Raw genomic sequence first — 19,526 nt, 5'->3', positions numbered from 1 at the left:
GATATGGGGGGAGGATGCGGTGTGTGAGGGGGGATGGGGATATGCCCCGTCTTCCGTCCTGTGCCCGCGCATCCACCGTATTTTTTCCATATCCCGCATTTCGCATTTTCGTACCTGCGAAATTTCATTTCCGGATGTTTCCCTATCTGTACGCGTTCATACCATCCTCGGCACCTTGCACATTTGTCTCGCATCCTCCCAGATTTCCTTGAGTGCTCCAGGTTCCCACATCACTGATGCTTACGGTTTTCACCTGCTTGAGCGAAATTGACCCTTCCGGCAGGATTCCTCAGCTAAATCAGGCACACCCTTTCAAAGGGAACGCTGTTTTCGTATTTCCCCTTCCCCTATTCCAGATCCTTTTTCAGATAAATCATATCCTCCAGCAGCCTTCCCCCTTCCCAGATAGGATGATCATAGTATTCCGTAAAGAATCCCTGAATCCTGTGAGAATACTGAAAACCGCAGGCCTGATAAAAAGGTAGCGTGAGCGGGCTTTCCCCGGTTCCCACAAAGAGGGTTTTCCAACCGGCGCGGCGGCAGCGGCGCACTGCCATATCCACCAGACGCCGGCCATATCCAAACCCTTGAAACTCCTCTGCCACCGCCAAATTTTTGATTTCACAGCCTTCCTCCACAGGCTGCAGCACCATACAGCCGGCGGGAATCCCATCCAAGTTCAGCACATACAGTTCCCCATCCTCCAAATACCGGTCAATCATGGACTCCTGCTCATCCGCCAGAAGGAGCAGGGGGAGATACCGTTTCCGACCGGTCTCCACCTGCAAGATCTCCGCCCTTCCGTAGCGATGGGGAAACTCCTCCTTGGCCCGCTGGGTACAGGCATTCACAAATTCCGTCTTTGCAGCGGTATATCCATCCCGGTCATGCTCATACTGGGGTTGCAAGCTCCGTTTCAGCTCACCGTATTCCACAGCAGCCTTTGGATGGGCCCTCAGATAGTCCCGAAAATACAGCTCCTCACAATCCCCAGGCATCCGCAGATGCAGATGGAACACCCGCTCCGCGAATCCATTGGGAGTGTACCCCTTTCCAAATTGCAGACGTCTCCGGTTCTCCACTTCTCCCTCCGTCATCAGGATCCAGCCGTCTGCCTCCAGCCGCTCTACCGTATTTCGGTCCGGCCTCTGCCAATCCATCTCTCCGAAAATATCCACCGTAGGCTTTGCAAGCAATCCCTTTACGGCTGTACTTCCTCCGTGATGAAGGGCCAAAAGCGATTCACCGATCACTCCTCTTAACTGCCCTGCCTCCTCCTGGTACCACAATTTCCACTGAGGCTGATGCTCCTGCAGCATAATTGGAAATAATTTCCATAATTCTTCCAGACTCATCTCCTTTAGGTCGCGTTCCATCACCTTTTCCCTCCGAAAACCCTTGTATTTTGTGAGTTTATTATATCATGGCTCTCCTGCGCAAACACCTTTTTTATCACTTTTTTTACCAACTTTTTGACGATGTTCCAATTTTGGATAATGTACATATACGGTGAATAACGGTTTAATAGAACCAAAGGAGTGATGCAGATGGTCAGTTATGACAGATTATGGGAAACCATGAAACGATCTAATATCAGCCAATACCGCCTGATCAAATATTATGGGGTAAGTGCCGGACAAATTGGCAGACTGAAAAAGAATATGTACGTCTCCACCCATACCATTGATATGCTGTGCAATATTCTTCGGTGTAATGTGGAGGATGTCATGGAAGTAAAGCTGGATCCGAATAACTATTATCACCACAGCTAAATCTTCCGTTTCTCAAGGAGGTATATGGGTCTTTCCCATACACCTCTATTTTCTTTTTCTCTCCCCGACTAATACAGCGACAACCAGGAACAGCCCCAATCCCAGAAGGCTGGCCAGAACGATCCCGTTTGATTCATCTCCCAGTTTTGGAATATTCAAAAATCTTCCCCTGATGTCCGCGCGGTACTGTGCCAGGATTCTTCCTATACGTCTTGAAAACGTCTCCTGTTCATTGGGTATCTCCAGATTTTCCAATGCTTTTCCGCCCGCCGAGACCGTGAATGAAACCGGCTCCTCACAGAGAACGTAGCCTTCCGGAGCCACCGTTTCCACCAATCGGTAAGTTCCAAACTCCGGCGGTTCCCAAAGGACCTGACCATCTGACCCGGTCCGAACAGCGGCTACGAAACTGCCTTCTGACCGGTAAACAGCAAATTCCGCGTCTCTCAGACCTTCTCCCGTCTCTTTGTCATACTTTCTGATTAAAACCTGGCCCGGTTCCCGGGGAGTCTCTCCGCCGTGACCTGGTTCTTTTTCATCCGTCATGATCACCAGATCTGTCAGTCCGTCCTCTGACAGGGAGAATGTCACAGAATCGGCCTTCAAATACCCATCTGGGGACTGTTCCTCCTCCAGCACATAAGTGCTGCCCGGCTCCAGTTTCCCCTGCAACCTGTGAGGGATGGCCTCCGAGACCCAACGGTCCCAAACGGTTCCGTCCTGCCCCTTCAGATTCAGCAGCGCTCCAGGCAGCTCATCTCCCGATGACGCGTCCCGCTTGGACACATAGACTTCCGGTTCTCTGTTTTTCATCTCCAGACCAGTAATTTTACCATGTTTCTCCAGTCGAAATGAGAGCAGATCTGTGTCCTGTCTGGTCCCGTCGGAAAAGACCGTAGTTTCCCGCAGTTCATAGCCAAATCCCTCATGAAAGCGATCTGTTCCATCCGAATTCTGTCCCTCAATCTGTTTCACATATCCCGTGTCTGCCTCCGGTTTCCATTGGGCCATGGGAGTTTCTCCTTTTTCTGACAGGGACAGCTCCGTGTACAGCGGCCTTCTGGTGGGAATTTTCCAAATATCATGGTTCATGGCAGCTCTCATGGTCACCGATACCGTCGTTTCCTCCCGTCCGTCTGAATAAAGCACGGTCTCACGGATACGGCAAAGATCGTGTTCCTGAAAGCCTTCCGCTCCCGTGATTTCTGTCACTTCTCCCGTGACAGTTCGCTGGACTTCCACCCCCGTGTCCAGATTCTTCACGAAAAGGGTGGCTGACAACGGTTTCCGCCCTCTTACCTCCAGGGACTGGATTCTGGACGGTTCCGTTTCATCCATCCAGACCTTCAACTGCTCTTTCCCGCTACTGATCTGAGAGATACCGGTTCCATCCTCTGTCACAGTAAATACCATGGGTGGACCTATTTGATAGCCTGCCGGAGCTTTCAGTTCCTTTAGCAGATACGTTCTTCCGGCGGTGAGCTTTCCCCGGATCCGGTGTTTCCTGCCATTGGATACCCAGGTTTCCAGCACCTCTCCGTCGGCATCATACCCGTTTTCCGTCATAATCGCCTGATAAACAGCCAGAACAGCCCCCTTGACAGGAACATCCTGAGAAAAATCCGACTTGGCAATCCAGATCTCTGTCTCTTTATCCCGAATTTCACATTGGAAAGAAAGCTCCACAGCATCGCTGTCTTTAAAGGAAAATGTTTGCGGTTTCATGGAGATCTGGTGAAACGGCGGCGGCGAAGTCTCCTCCAGCAAATAGGAATCCGGCACAACCATGCCGTATTTGCCCCTTCTGCCCACTGGCAGTCCGGAAACAGAGGCCTGACCGTCTTCCCCGGTAACCATCGTCCACTGTTCTCCTGTTCTTTGATTCGTCAGGGAAAACTCCGCCCCTGCAAGGGGTGTTTTTCCATCCTCTCCCAGCTTTTTTACTTCCACTCTGCCCGTCTTTTCCCAGTTTTCCGCCTGGAAAACGGCTTGTCCATTTTCCTGTATTTCCAGAAGTTTCGGCAGCATAGGAATATAGTAGGGAGGCGGCATCACTTCCACCAGATAGTAGGTCCCAGGCTCTACGCCATAAATTCGGTGAAGACGGAGGTCTCCCGCTTTCATTCCTTCTGGCAGCTGCCCCAATTCCTCCTCTTTTTCTGTGTAGGTGCCATCCTGACCCGATTCCCAGCGCTCTATCAAATGAGCGTTGTCCTGAACCAGTTTCCCCGATGAAGACGCCTTGTACAAAGCCAGAATTGCCCCCTGTATCTGGGATCCATCCGTTCCTGTCTTTCCCACCAGGATGGAAGTCCGCTCATTCTCCATGGAAAAGAGCTGAATATCTCCCGTCTCCTCCAGTGTTACCGCTCTGGGAGATGCTGGCTGAAACCCCTCCGGCGCGGCGGTCTCCACCAGAACATAAGCTCCCGCTCCATCTCCTTTCCCATAAAATGGGAGTCTCTCTACGTGATGGCGGCCGTCGGCAGAATCATAACTGACCGCACACAGCTTGTCCGTCACGTCCACCTCTTTGTAGTTAAACTGATACTCAAACCTTCTCCCAAACGTTCCTGTATCCAGAAGATTGGCCCAGGAAGTAATACGGATTTTATTCCCTTCCTCCGTCTCCCAAAGCTGTGTGACGGTTTCACCACCATCTGTAGATGTGGTAGAGATCCGGCTGGCACTTCGCTCCGTCAGCCAGGACAGAGTCGTTGCCTCCGGTTTCGCCTTCAGCGCATTCTGGAACTCTGTTTTGTCATGTTCCGACATTCCCTCTGGAAAAAGAATTTCATCTTCTCCGGCTACGATCCGCTCTCCTCTGGACGTCCGCCACACCTGATCTTCCCTGGAACCGCGCACTGCTGTCCGCTCTGTCTGCCAGACAACGCGGTCAAACTCCGGTCCGTATTCCTCAAACAAATTCTCATAATCCCAGGTAAAACCAGACAGATAGCGGTCATTTCCAATTCCCGTCCAGCGCTGCAGCCAGGACAGAAGGCTTTTTCTTCCATATTGGAAGGTATTGACAACCGCGGTATATTCCTGACAGTCATCCGTATCCCACGTATCCACCAAATGTTCTTCCCTATAAAGAGGAATTCCGTTTTCATCCGTAAGAATCGTTCCGTTCTCATCTGTTTCTGCCTGATAGAGCGCCATTTTAGCCCGAAAACGATTTGGCATGGGTACAGCAACCCCATTTTCCTTCATATATTTCAGAAAAGCGGCATGGGTATGATCATTCCTGAGAAATACCGTCTGGGGACCTTCAGTAGGAGAAATCTCCACAGCTGTGGACGCTGGGATGTAACCGGGCGGAGCGTTTTTCTCCTCCAGGATATACGTTCCGGCCGGAATGCCTTCAAAAATTTTCGGCTCTGTTTCTGTCGTCCAGACCCCTGTCATACCGTAAGGTTTGTTTTCTCCGTCAAGCGTCACCCAGGATACCGGGACTTCCGAGGTTTTTTCATAGCGAAACGCTCCCATTTCCCCTTGTGTCCCGGGAACATACACCTTCTTGGCAGGATAAAGTTCCAGTATCGCCCCTTCCACCGGACCGTAGCTGTAGCTCCCCTTGGCCTTCATCTCCATCTCCGGCGCCGGGAGAACTCCATCTCTGTCGATGACCTTCGTTTTGTACTCCTGTGGACTGTCCGTTTTCTGGATCACTACCTGAGTGGGGACATTCTCCAGGACGGTTATTTGCGCCTCCTTGGTCTCCTCCACAGTCAAGGCCACCGGCATCGCCTTGGCATAGCCATCCGGCGCCTGTTTCTCCTCTAAAATGTATGTGCCCGGAGCCACTCGTTTCAGCACGTCGGCCTGCCCGGAACCAATCTGCCGCAGAAATGGATCATTTACTGCCAGATCCCCCGTACTCCAGGTATTTTCCATGAAATATGCCTCTCCCTGGCGGCGGTACAAGGTTTCCTGTAACCGTTCCAGGCTTTCGTGAGTTTCTATGGAATAGGCATTCCTGTCATCATCCCCCAGAGCCTCATTGTAACGGAAGTACAGAAATTCCCCATCTCTGTCATAGACCGGCGTTCCTTTCTCATACGTCTCATTGGATTTCTGATAATATACGGGAAGGCCGTGCTGATCTAAAACCGGGCTTAGCTGTCTCTGCAGACGGTTTTCCACGCTGTCATAAGTACCGATGGTATATTCTTCACCGTTTGAGTCTACGATTGTGGCAATGCGGTAGGTTGGGATCTTATCCATAGACTGAATATGACCATCTGTGTCCCGTCGGATCGTCACCGGCCATACAAATACCCGGCCATTCTCATCCTCCGTATAGGCCATTCCCGTATAGGGATCCACCAGGCTGTCCCGGCATCCTTCGCTGTCCAGATGGTACAGTTTCGTTCCCTCCGGCACTTTGTCAAAAAGCTTATCCCACGGGTTGTAGCCCAGTCTCTCATAATCCGGACAGACAATCTCAAAAAATGGACGCCCATCCTTCAGCGCAAATGTGGATTCTCCATCCCGCAGGGCTATTTGCTCCCCGTACCGGTCATAGCCCAGCAATATCCCATTTTTATACTGCGTTACGGATAGGGATTCCAGCCCGTAATACAGGATGTCCGTATCCTCTCTCTGTATCGTACGGCTGACCCAGACTCCTTCCCCGGTATCGTTCTCCTGCTGCTCCTCATGATACTGGAGGTAGACCTGTTCCGGATCCTCCGCCAGTCTATCCCTGTCTTTTACAAACAGAATCTGATTCCCGGCAAAGCCTTTTTTCACATACATCCTGGTCACAGAACCATCTGTCCCCCGTTGAATACGGAGTCCTTCATAAGCCAAATCCTCCATCTCTCCGCTTTCTTTCAGGGAAATCCCCTCATAAAGGGTCAGTACGGCTCCTGGAAGATCCCTGACCGGATCCTTGGCATCCTCCACTTCCACTGTCAGTTTTGCCCTGCCGGAACATACTCCCTGTTCATAAATCAGCTCTACTCGCTGTCCGGCAGCCCTTAATGCTTCTATTTCCTCCAGAAATCCCTTTTTCCAGCCATATCCCAGATAATGGCCAGACTCATTGTAAGCCAATTCCAGATTTTCCAGGCCGTAACGGCTTTTTAATTCCAGGATTGTGCCATCTACCCGGCCATCCAGAATGGCCGTCGTCTCCTGGAGATCTGTTTTCTTCTTTTCCACAGTGAGATGTATCGGACTGTTTCCCACTGAAATCCGAGCCGTATCCACGTTTGCCGGAAAAATCAACCCTGTTGTTTCTTCCGGGTCTAACACAGCAGTGTCATCCGGATAGGAAAACAGAGCCGCAGCTGTCCGGCCGTCCCGGTCTCCGTCCTGATAATAAGCGATCCGGTCTGAATAAATCTCCACTGCCGTAGGACGGGATCTTACGTAACCGGCCGGGGGCTTTATCTCTGCCAGCACATAAGTCCCTGCTCCAAGGGGCTGGGGAGTCTCCAGCCATCCCGTATTTTGATTCTCCCATTGCGGTTCTCCTGTGTCCTTGTCCGGCATCTGCTGCTCCGTCGTAGTGGAAAACGCCTGAAATTCCCCCGTACGTTTTCCCATTTCGTCCGTGAGAAACACCTGGTCCTCCTCCCGGCAAATCGGAGTTCCTGCCGGCACAATCCCCCAATATTTCCCAAGATAAGGAAAACTGTCCCGCACCGCCGGGGTGATGTCTCTGGCTCCCATAGCCTGAAGAAACTCCTTGGATCCGGAAATCATGGTATCTTTCTCATAAAAGAGAACCGTTTCCTTTTTTCCATCTCCCTCCCTCCTGGAGGCGTGATAAATGGAAAACACAGCCCCATCGTGAAGAATCATCTCCCCCGTTTCCCTGTCCTTTTTCTCAATGCGCAGTTTTGCCCGGTAAAGGGTGTTCCCATATTCTGCTTCCGCGTAACCGGAAAGCCCACCGGCACTCCCCGTTCCTGGCTCTATTACACTCCAGGGGACCAGCGCAGGGGCATACTGTCCTTCCAGGGCGGTGAGCGAACCGGTCATCATTTTGATCCCGTCCAAAACCGTGGCAGTCTCTGCCTTTGGAAAGCATCCGCCATTCATGGTCAGCACCTGATCCGCCGCTCCTCCGTCTTCCGATATGGAGCCATAAGGGTAATACGCTCCTACTGTCCCATTGGGGTACTGGCTGTTTTCATTCTCTTGATTGTAAATATCTTTGTAAGGTCGATAAGGGGACTGACTGATCTGATACCCCTCATAATCATCACCTTTCAGGAGATCTGGCTCCAGGCCATAAGGGTATACTTCAAAATCCCCATCCCGGTTATGGGCATAGATTACCTCCCTTTGATTTTCTCCCTGGGAAAAATCCCCTCCTTCTTCGCCAAAACGGATATGATAACCGGCTGTCTGTTCCTCCGCTGAAAGCTCCGAATCATAGAAAAATTTTTGATCAAATTCTCCATCTTTTCCGCAGACAGAAGGAATGGAAATCTCCTTTGGCCGGTCAATCTGATAATTCCTGAGCTGCTGCCTATCCGCATAAGAGGTCCCTGGCTGCTGCTCCACTGCCACATAGATGCCGTAGGGAAGATACTTAGAAATCCCAAAACAAAAACCGGAAGAATCTGTTTCTACAGCCTCCAAAGTCGTATCATCCCCGTCTGCCCCGCCTCCAGGCATCCCATCCCAGGAAACGGCATACATCGCATCCAGATCATAGGTATAGAAGGGTTTCAGGTACTTCTTTGCCTTTTCCAACGCGGCCTCAAAAGCTGTTTCATAAACTTCTTCCTGAGAAATGGACGTCCCCGCTGACGGTTCCATCTCTCCATGGCCATTATCCTGAACCCTTCGTTTTACCTCGTCATCCAGATACCAGTCAATGGCAAACTGGCAGACCGCGTCAGACCTTTCTCCCAAAGAAGACTGCTTTCCATCCCACTGATCCTCATTGGCCGCCGCTATCGCCTGAAAAAACTTTTCGTAATTATATACGGGAACCTGCCTCTCCTCTCCGGAGGGCTGACGCACCGTGACCGACGTCGTCTCCAATAATCTGGTATATCCTGATTCCAGCTCCTCCGCCAACACCCCGTCCTCATAGCCATAAAGACGGCAGGCCGCGTTTACCGCGCTCTCCCATACATTATTGCTGATTCCACCTGTGGTTTTGGAAGTTAAACGATGCTCCACTTTCGTATAAAGCTTTCGAGAAAAGGCTCGGTCCGGCTGAGATCCCATCTTTGTCAAAAGTGTTTCCGGTTCTATGGCGTTTCCGTTTCGGTCCATCCAGCAGACCTCTCCCTGCTCATTCCGGTACAACCGTTCCAAATTGGACTTTAAGTACAGCTTGAACCGAAACCCCGGCAAAATCTGCGGTTCCTCCACGGGGTATGTATTGCTTTCATGAGAGATAAGCCGTTTCCGGATTCGGATGCGCTGACGGATGGGGCGCTCCAGCATCAACACAGGTGTTTTCAGGGTTCCCCCGTCCTCTGAAGCCATCTCCTGATCTTTATAAGACAGACACACATCACGAGTATAGGTATCTTCATCTTCTTCCACGCTCTGCCTGTTGCCTGCACTGACCGTAACCTTCGCTCCCGTCATCAGCAGATACCTTCCGTATCCTACCCGCTCCCCAGCCTGCCAGCCCATCCAGTTAGCGGTCAGCTTTCCCAGATCTGAAACCGTCAGCCGTTTTTCCGTCTGCTTTGTCACCGCCTTCCACTTTAGAGATAGCTCTGTCTGATCATCCCACGCAATCCCAAAGCTGTCGGTAAATCCCATAGAAACATGGATCCGGTACTCTCCCGTCTTCCTGTCATATTCAGCAGGAACCCTCACTTCACGGCGCTCCCACCGTTCTACCTGACGCAGTTCCGTAACCTCACGATACTCCCACTCCTGTACCGGCAGCCCGTCTTTCCCCAGAACCAATTCACCTTTCCTGTAATATATAGGAAATTCCTCTATCCAGGGTGCAAGAAGGCCATTCCCTTCCGCTATAAAATCCGGCATCAAATCGACTGTGGCTACCTGCCGCGTTATTCCGGTTACTGCTACCTGGCTAAGATCTGTCAAAGCAAACTGTCCGAAGTTTTCTTCATCCGGTTCTGTCCCATACCGGGCATAGACCCACCGTGGAGATTTGCTGGAATCCTCCGGAATCCAACCTTTTCGGTAAAACACAGTTTGTACCTGAAAAGGAGAACCTCCCCCTGTGAAAAATCCCTCTCCCAGCTCCGGAACTGCCTGGTAAATGGTGCAAATATAGGCTCCATCCACCTCCTGAATCTGGTCCAGACCACCATAGCTCCACCACGGATTTTCCTGATAATAGAACAAAATAGTACGAATGAGCTCGCCCACCGTAAGATCAGGATCCACTGGAACTGAAACTTGCGCAACCGCACTCCCATATACCGTTTTCCTGGCAGTTTCCCCCGGAAGGCATCCGGAAATCCCCTCTGTATCCACCTCTCCTTCTTTCACACCGCGGTCATAAACAGGCATCCCTTCCGTGGAATACTCCCCTGTTTTCATTTTTGGAGTTCCATATCCACCACTTCGCAGCGCTTTTTCCAGTTTGTATTTTATGTATCGTTTCTGTTCTCCGCTGCCAGTGTAAGGAGCCGCGTTCTTTCCATCATCTGCGCAGATACCGTCCTCTCCCACCGGTTCTCCCCGAATAATTTCCCAAATGCCTTCCTCGTCCAAAGCCTTTTCTTTCGCTTGAAACAAGGTAAGCCCACGACGCTCCATAACCCGATTTTCTGTTTTTATCTGCCCGTTTTCATAAACTGGATCGCTGCTGTCCGAGGAGGCACGACGGTATTTGGGCACAGTTTTCTCATCATCCTCCCAGAGAAGGTATTTTTCATAAACTCCCGTACCCACCTCCTCCAGTACCGTATCCACGCCTTCCTCCTCCCGGAAAAATTCTGTTCCTTCCGGATACCCGCTCACCACAATATCATACCCCTGGCCTGCGGTTCCCTGAGAGGTAACGGAAAATTCCAGCTCTCCGTAGCCGGAGCCATCTGTCTGAACATCCTCCTCCAAAGGCCGGCTTACAGCCACTCGGCCCTTTACAGACGGCGTCTCCGGATCTAGGGGTGCTCCTGCGTTAGTAATCGTGCTGGCTTTGCCATTGACTGACAATTCATAGCCTTCGGAGCGGGACAATTCTCTGATGGAATATCGGCCCAAAATCAGCGGACGGCCAACCCACACATTTCCATTTTTCCCCTGATTATCTTCATACGTTCTCGTTGTCTCTCTGTCCTCATATGGCCCATCCTCCACGTAATCATCATAACTGCCTCCATGATACAAGTTGTCTGGGCCTAAAAATCCGGTGTGGCCTTTTTCGCCGGAATCATAATGAAACACGGTTCCCGGAGGTTCTGTGTACACCAAAAAAGCTCCGTCCCCATTCTTATCTGTGGTTCCAACTGCCACCAGATTCCCCTTTTCATAGACAACACCTGTATTTCCATCGGGATGTACAATATCCTCCTCCGCGAACAGTCCATATACAGCTCCCTCTAGGGTTCCATCTCCCTGGGAATCCTCGTAAGAACTATACTGATCTGATTCCTCCTGGACCAGCTCCAGATCCCGCTTATTAAAATAAATCTCCCCTTCTGTTCTATGATCATAGATCTGAAAACAATGAGAAACCCTTCCTGCGCCTTCACCCAAATCCAGATGCTGGATCCCATCCGGTTTCAGGGCAGAAAAATCAATTCGGCGGGCCGATGCCACATTTTTTACTGTTTCCGTATCGAGAGCAGCTCTGCCTTCTCCCACAAACACAACCGTTTCTGAGGGAGTCGCCACAAGCTCTGAAGAAGTGGCAAGAATTTCCTCTCTGATCTCCTCATCAGACCAAGACAGAGAGGTGGAAACTGGAACAAGCGCGGTCTCCGGCACAGCCGGAACATGGCGAAATTCTGGAAGAAAGCTGTCCTTGTTGAAAGGCGAATGCAAAACAGACAGATCGGAGTCGGAAGAAACGGTGTCAGACAGCTTAGTCTCTGTCTCTTTTTCCGAAACATCGGTCTCCAACTTGGAAACCGACATTCTTTTTTCGTCATCCTCTTTCCAAATCTCAACATCTGCCTCATACCGCCCGGCAAAATGCGCATGACCTCCGGCCTCTGAGGAATCTGTTGTAATTACCTCTATCGGTACATCGTCCCGATGGCGCCCATGGCGCGTATAGCCGGTTCTTGCCGTCTCCTCCCGAACCACATAGCTGTATTCTAATTGAATGAACGCCTCATAAGTTTCCTCACAGTCCGACCGGCAGCCCGACCGTTCAAAAGCTTGTTCCACAGAGACTGATGGCACTCTGCGGCACGGTTCCCCACTCTCCGCCACCAAACGGACAGCCCTCGGCAAACCAGAATCCAACAGCCAGTGAAAATGCGTCCCGAAATGTTCCATCTCATAGTCCTGACAGCTTTCATACGTCCCCAGCCACTCTCCAGCCATTCTCGCGTTGGCCGCTTTTGCAGCGTCAATCGCTCCCTGATTCGTCACCTCCCCTGTCTCCGGATCCCGCTCCTCCTCCGGAACCGTCTGAAAATCCGGAGTGGGATGGCCATCACAGTAGCTTTTGGAATATTCATAGGTACGGGTGTCTGTATGGGTCAGCCACCCATTTCCATCCGTTACATGATCACTACAATGCCGGTAACCCTCCCACACCGCCGGAGACGGAGAAAAATGTTTCCGGCAGAGCGTTCCCGGGCCCTCCTCCTCCATGACCTGATCTCGATCTGAAAACGCCTCTAAAACGGAAAATAATGCCTTTTCCAGAGGCTCTCCCGTCTCATAGTCCCTTTTTTCCGCCTCTATGGTATAGTGCGTGACAAAGGTTTCCTCGTGGCGGTATGCTTTCGCTCCCCCTGTTTCTCCGTAGATGTCCTCTCCCATTTTGACATAAACAATCCGCTCCAAAGCCGCGGGAAGTTCTGCCGAATAGAGACGCTGGTGTTTTTCCAACGGGCAAACACCATTGGGATACCCCTGAAAAAAATGGTCTCCTCCGCAGGCAGTCACCTCATACCAATTCATATAGTCATTGTAAAGACTTTCTACCTCCAGACTTCCTCCAGGCACTGAATAGCCTGTACCGGAAAGGTCAAACGCAGCGACCGCTCCATCATCACCTCCCGTGTGCCAAAACGTAATGGTCCCCTCTCCTTTGGTATAACTCCAGCCTTCTCCTCCCTCCACAAAAGAAATACTGACGCTGTCTATGAATTCCTGATCAGAAAGAGACAAGGTATAGCCGGCAGGACCGGATTGACCGAAAAGGACATAGGCACTTTCCACAGAACCTGCGTCAGCCAATGGAGAGGGAATGGTTTTGCCTCCCACTCCCGCCTCGCCTCCCAATCCTCCCAGGCGAAGATATTCCTCCGGCCGCGTCAGAGCCTGTTCCAGCCAAGGATACGTTTTCGCTACCTGAGGATCCTGGTGAATCAACCGCTTAATATCCGCCACCGACACGGGAGTGATCGGAGGCAGGTCGCTTCCGGTTTCGCGGATATTCTTATTCACTGTCTCTCGAAAGCTGCGATAGTTCTGACCTGGAAGATCGTCATTCTCCCGGTTGGAGATAAATGCCCAATATAGGAGAGCCTGGTTCCTGCCGGTCTCTAAAGGCCCTTCCACCTCCTCATAAATATCCCCTCCCGCCCGAATACTTCTGAAGGAATACCCCACTCCGTCCATGCACAAACCGGGATACCCTTTTTTCATGGCGTCATCCGACTGAGAGGCAAAGGTCGTAAGCTCCTCCGCCGCCGGGGCTACTGCCAATATCGCCGTCACCACGGCCAACATCAACGCCATTCCCTTTTTACCGCAGATCCATGTGCTGAACTTCTTCCAAATCCCCATACACTTCTCCCTGAAATTACACGCTCTGTACCCTTCCATCTATTATCCAACGGCCCTCGTGGTCTGTCTCAAATCCATCCGGAGTCTGTTCACTCCGGTAAAGCCGTCCTTTCGTTCCATCTGATACCGGATTAAAATAGTAGCAGGCTCCATTAATCCAACTCCATCCCGTCACCATATGTCCCAGCGCTCCATCGCTTTCCGGACTCAGATAAAACCAATTTCCGCTGTCGTCCTGATACCATCCAGTCCGCATCCGGCCATTTTCATCAAACGCAAACCATGCCGTTTCCTGTCCGTCCCTCCCATAAGGATTCCAGAGATAGGCCCACTCATCCTCATAATCTCTCACTCCATCGTTAAATCTCCAGCTGCCATCTTCATCCTGTGACCATACTCCCCGGACTCCTTCCGCGATTTCACCGGAATTTTCCATTGCCGCCATACCAGTATCTGACAGACCGGCAGCCGGACCTAATACGATCCCTCCGTGTCCAGTTCCAGGTGACGTTCCTCCTGAGGACCCACTGGAGGATCCTCCTCCTGCAGAGCCGCCAGAGGATCCGCTACCGGATCCATTTCCATAAGTTCTGTCATCCGTTACAAAGCGAATTCGAACCTGGCACAGCGCCACCTGACGATTTCCCAGCATATCTTCAGCAACCAGCATAATGGAATTTTCCTGCTCTCCACTGCCAGTTAACCGCACATCTTTATTTTGTTCCCGGACAGCGTCATCCACGGCCATAATGTCCCGGATCCACTTGGCATCACTTACCACGGATACCACCGCGGATTTATAGCCGTCTTCTTCTGCATACACCCGTACCTGAGAATCGTCTCCCGCCGACCAGGTAACCTCTTTTTTTGAAAAGAAATCAGGAGCAAAAACAGCCGTGAGAATCTTCGGAGCCGTTGTTTTGATCTCCTCCCGCTGCTGGTAACGGCTGCCTGTCAGTTGTCTGGTTACCGTAAACTCCAGCTCCGCCTGATCCAGAACTACCCCTTCGACTGGCATATACGTTCGGTCCTGGACCTGAAACGTTACCAAAATATCACAGTTGGCCGTCCGCACCTTCCCCTCATAGGAGGCAGACGGCCAGGTGGATGCGGTCACCACCGCCACTCCGCCCCCCTGTCCGCCCGCGCCGTACAGAGTGTCCGGTATTCGTTCCCGGTATCCGCTCTCCGCCTGTTTCCTCTCCAACATTTCAATGGTGTCTTGGAAAAAACCGGCCTCTAAATTTACCTCCAGAGACGCACTTTGTTTCGTATATCCGCCTTCGTCCTCATCCTGATTGGGCAGTAAACGTATAAGCTCCGGATCATCCACACTCCAGCGCACCGCCGTATCAGACACATCATTATTTCCTTCCACCTGAGCCGCAACATGGATTGGGTAAACCACCGTGCCATGCTCCAGCTCCCCATTGATGTAAGTTGCAATCAGCTTTCCATCCGGACCATAAATCCTGGTGGTCTCCACCGGTGATTTCCGGTTTCCAGTTCGCTCTTGAATTACGGAAATCCGACAGGAATCTGGCTCAGTGTCCACGCTGGCTGCCACCTTGGTATAAACCGCAGAAATCTCCGTGTCTTCCGCGGGCATAGTAAACACGTACTCACCAGCACCTACCTTGGAGGTCTTTTCTCTCGTTTCTCCTTTGGTGTATGTAGGTACACCCTCCATCTGAAAAAGGCCTTTCTCGGAATTTTTAGGGGCAGTATACACCGTCACTGTTTTACCTGCAGCCACCGCGCCGCGTCGGTCCTTATCCATTCGTTTTCCGTAGGCTCCCGCTCCTTTGGCCTCCAGCACTGCCACGTCCTCATGGTAAAACAGCTCTGAGGCCACATCAATCTGAGGTATGGTCACTAAATACCCTCTTACAGGACGACCTGATTCCCCCGCTGTCACGTGATCTATGGTATATCCCAGATCCGCCGGCAGAGCTCCGCTGTTATCCCCATCCATTATCTGGAGGATCCCATCTTCCAACTCCTCGTAAAAATACCGCTCTGTAATCTCTCTGGTACGGCTCCCTTCCGTCAGCGTATAATACAGATCTCCTTTGTGAAAATATCCAATATGATCCTCAAAAGAGTACAGATTATCCCCTGGAATCTCACTTCCGCACACATTGGCCGCTATGACTTCTTCCCGGTCAGCAAATAGCCAGGCTACTTGATCCCCATACCGAAAATAATCATCATTTTCTCTGGTTCCAAGAAAGGCTCCCTTTCTCCCCTGCCCGCCCAATCCTGAATTTCCTATACTGCCCTCAAATCGGGCTACCTTTAAGTTTCCGCCAGCGTACCTCCCAGTGATTCCACCAATCACCTGACTTCCAGAACCTCCGACTGTCCCTGTGACACGGACATTATAAATCGCGGAATCCTCCTGGAGTCCCACAATTCCTCCCACCGTCCCCTTTCCCCGGATCCGGGACGTATGATTATCCCCTGTTGTCGTTTCACAGTCCACCACGGAACACTCTTTGGCCTGCCCGGCAATCCCACCCACGAAGGAGTCCGATCCTTCGCTGCTTATGACCACATCCGCCAGACAATTTTCCAAAATGCTGACCTCCGCAATTCCCACAATACCTCCTGCGTCTCCTTCCGCCGCAATTTCCCCTTTTGCCCGGCAGTCTTTGATCACAGAATTCGTTACCTGTCCGGCCAGAATTCCCACCCTGTCCGTGCCTGTTATCACTCCCTCTGGTACAAGAGTGAGACCATCTATCCCACCATTGGTTACCAGTCCGAAAAATCCCCTGCAGGGCAGTTCTTCCCTTACACGAAATCCGGTAACTTTGTGACCGTTTCCGTGAAAATATCCTTCAAATCCCTGGAATCCATCATCCTTTTCTCTCCCGGCATCACAATATCCGATGGGATTCCAGTCCAGCCCGTCCAGGTCCAGATCCTTTTCCAGAACAAAATGGCTGCCGGAATAATCTCCTTCCAGGTACTCCAGCTCCGGGAATTCCTCAGGGATTTTCATCCCCATTGCCGCTACTATCGACAGCGCCTTTAACTGAGCTGCGGTCCCAATCCGGTAAGGATGTTCTTCTGAACCATCTCCACGGGTTCCGTCCAAAAAAGAGAAATCTCCGTTCCAATTCTTCCACTGATCCATATCCAGGACGCCTTTCTGAACAGTCATGGTTTCATTGGAAATGATCGCATCTGACGATGTGGCCACTGTCTCTATTTCCGCAGGAGTGGCAAGTTTCTCCTTTTGAAACTGTAACATTCCAAAGGGGGCTGCCTCCCTGTTTTTCTCTCTGAATTCTTCTCTAATCTGTCCGCCATACGCGTACATTCCGTTCTGGCACATTAAACTGATCGCCAATACAGCGGCCGCTGTCTGTCTTTTTTTATTCATGATATATCTCCCCTTCCTGTTTTTGACTGCTGTACCGCATAAGCCGGACGGATCCCTATCTCGCCGGAACCGACCCACTCCGGACGGATACATCCCTGCTCCAAATCCACTACGTAAACATTCTCCCCATAAACAAACTCTCCCTCTCTCTCCTCATAGACAGGAGTCCTGAGCCAATAGCCCCGGGAATACGGTCCAACCTGGGTTTCCGGCTGCTCTATCCCATCAAACTTCCACAAAGCATCCCGATAGCGGATCGCTTCTTCCACCGACAGAAGGAAATACCCGTCAGTAAGTTTCTGCGTCCCAATTTCCTCAAACTGTAACGCACCACTGTCAAATTCCATATAACGGCCCGGCTCCGTACTCCCGGTACAGGCAGTGTCAACTCCCGTGCTTACCGGTTCCAGGCCTTCCATATTTTGTTTTTGCAGCCACTTTCGGACACGGGACGTTTTATAATTGTTATCTGTTCCAAAGGGCAGTTTTCGAAATTCCAGCTCATTGCTTTCTATGCTGGATGGAATGATGTCCTCGCAGAGAAACAGGGCGAACGGTTTGCCACCACTGGAAAACTCCTCGTCAATGCAGCGAAACTGGTAGTTCTGACCTCCTAATTCCCGCTCTGTCACCATCCCCAGTTCCCAACGTCCTGACTCCTGCGGCTGATTCTGGGAAGTCTCTTTCAAACAGGCACGCAATACGGTCACAACATAGGTACGCCCCTCCAATTCAAACCGGTCTTCTGTCCTGACAGAGTAAGACACCTCTGGAAAATTCGCAAACATCAACGTATTGGGAGTAAAATCCACACTGATGAAATACCATTCCCACCATGTCCCTGCTTTCAGCCGGGACACCATATCCCGAATCCTTCGATTCGTTTCCTCCTGATTAAAAACAAGCCAGTCCCGGCCCATGGCCCCGTCTTCCCCTAAATACATCCGTTCCGCCTCCCTGGCCTTCTCCTCCCATGCTGCCAGGCGCTCCCGTTTCTCCTGCTCCGGATCTTCCGGAATTTCTGTCACATCTGTGTAGATTACATAATATTTGTGAATTCCGTACTCCTCCGGGCAGACCCGCAACGGGCTTTTTTCCTCGGTTCTCCAAACAGTCCCATCGGGTCGGTATACCACCTCTGGAAAATCAACCAGCACCTCCCGGCCCAAATCCGTCTCGCCACGGACTGTTTCCAGCAAAAGAGAAGTATTGTTTCCGCTTTCCGCAAAAATCACATGATAAGAAACGGGTTCCTGCCCCGAAACACCGTCATTTTCGGAACCATCCGCAACAGGAGGAGTGTGGTCCGGAGACGGATTCGTTTCCGGGGAGGATACTCCGCCAGAAAGAGCTCCATTGCCTGACGATGAACTGCCTCCCGATGAAACACTTCCCGATGAGCTACCTCCCGATGGCGGTCTCATCTCATCCATTAAGCCGGTCCCTGGCCCCGCTTTTCCTTCTCCTTCCTCCATCATTTCTCCTGTCCATGCACCATCCGATCCCAGAAAATAGCCATCTACCCACCTGTTCGTCTCCATTTCCCCGAAATGCCCATCGTGATCCTGATGAAACCAATACCATTTTTCATCAATCCATTTCCAGCCGGACGCTGCGCTCCCTTGAGGCATTCCCACTTCCGGACACAGATAGTACCAAATCCCATCCTTCAAAAGCCATCCCGTCTCCATCTTCCCATCCTGGGCAAGATAGTACCACCAGCTGCCATCCCAATGCCAGCTATCCCGTTTTTCCTCTCCATTCTCCACATATGCCCAGCCAGTTTCTCCATCTCCAATCCATGCCCCATAGGCAGAACAGGTATCCGCTGCCGCGCAAAAAAATCCTGTTAAACACACGCAGACTGCCAGCTGCCATAATGGTTTCATCCTTTTCCTTTTTCGTTTTTCTTTCAAATACAAGCCTCCTCTCGCTCTCCGTCTGTCTGTAAAATGCCTTTTCACAGCCTTGACAGCTAAAAATAATGGGTATCCTGCAGAAACACAGCTCGAACTTAGTTTTTTCAAGAATTGAATCATTGAATTTTGGCGCCGAACGGAACTCAGCACACAGAATCATCCTGCTACAATCTTTTCTTTTTCCAAAATTGGAATCCCGGCGCGAACGCGCCATCTGACTGACGGAAGGAGCCCTCCGTTTGAATCGTGTCCTCACTATACCACACCGCAAAGTGCAAGTCAAGAAATTTTATTTTTGATTTTCGCTTTGTGAAATGTAAAGTTAAATTCTACTCTCACACCCCCGTCTAGCTTTTACCTTTTCACAAATAGCTCTTATCCTTTCACATCTTCCCCATTAGCGGTATACTCATACTATTCTTTCTGACCGATGGCGGCAAGGAGGAATACACGGGTGTTTGACAGTTGAATAAAAAGAAAATCCCTTGCAGGCCGCATAAGTCCTGCTCTTTTTTTGTCAACTTTTTTGTTTTAATATATAGCATTTTATGGCATTATATGTTATAA

Annotated in this window: 6 protein-coding genes; 2 read left to right on the top strand and 4 right to left on the bottom strand. The window is 51.0% G+C overall.

Annotated features, from left to right (window positions below; all coding sequences use genetic code 11):
* The coding region (locus B5E84_RS20930) for a hypothetical protein (RefSeq protein ID WP_204248622.1) at nucleotides 1-271 on the top strand (271 nt) is incomplete at its 5' end.
* A 76-nt stretch (nucleotides 272-347) separates the two neighbouring features.
* Here the strand turns inward: B5E84_RS20930 and B5E84_RS21350 are convergent.
* Entirely contained in the window at nucleotides 348-1,376 is a 1,029-nt protein-coding gene (locus tag B5E84_RS21350) for a bifunctional GrpB family protein/GNAT family N-acetyltransferase (protein WP_087226009.1), read from the bottom strand.
* A gap of 171 nt (nucleotides 1,377-1,547) precedes the next feature.
* Here B5E84_RS21350 and B5E84_RS18685 point away from each other — a divergent pair, with 171 nt between their 5' ends.
* A complete protein-coding gene (locus B5E84_RS18685; protein ID WP_087226006.1) occupies nucleotides 1,548-1,772 on the top strand; it encodes a helix-turn-helix domain-containing protein in 225 nt (74 codons plus the stop codon).
* 45 nt (nucleotides 1,773-1,817) lie between these two features.
* Here the strand turns inward: B5E84_RS18685 and B5E84_RS18680 are convergent, their stop codons facing one another.
* Genes B5E84_RS18680 through B5E84_RS18670 form a run of 3 tightly spaced genes read right to left on the bottom strand, consistent with a single transcriptional unit; the run spans nucleotide 1,818 to nucleotide 18,929 of the window.
* Nucleotides 1,818-13,649 (bottom strand): MSCRAMM family protein, encoded by an 11,832-nt coding sequence (locus tag B5E84_RS18680; RefSeq protein ID WP_087226003.1) that lies wholly within the window; start codon nucleotides 13,647-13,649, stop codon nucleotides 1,818-1,820.
* A 16-nt stretch (nucleotides 13,650-13,665) separates the two neighbouring features.
* Entirely contained in the window at nucleotides 13,666-17,040 is a 3,375-nt protein-coding gene (locus B5E84_RS18675) for a hypothetical protein (protein WP_087226000.1), read from the bottom strand.
* Nucleotides 17,037-18,929 carry an N-acetylmuramoyl-L-alanine amidase family protein gene (locus tag B5E84_RS18670; protein ID WP_143469274.1) on the bottom strand — a complete coding sequence of 631 codons (1,893 nt, stop codon included), beginning with the start codon at nucleotides 18,927-18,929 and terminating at the stop codon, nucleotides 17,037-17,039. Before B5E84_RS18670 ends, B5E84_RS18675 begins: the two co-directional genes overlap by 4 nt.
* Between the last annotated feature and the right edge of the window lie 597 nt (nucleotides 18,930-19,526).

The organism is Lachnoclostridium sp. An14, from assembly GCF_002160755.1.
Taxonomy (GTDB): Bacteria; Bacillota; Clostridia; order Lachnospirales; family Lachnospiraceae; genus Lachnoclostridium_A.
Note: the sequence above shows the minus strand (reverse complement) of the source record. Positions and strands in the feature narration are given on the sequence as shown.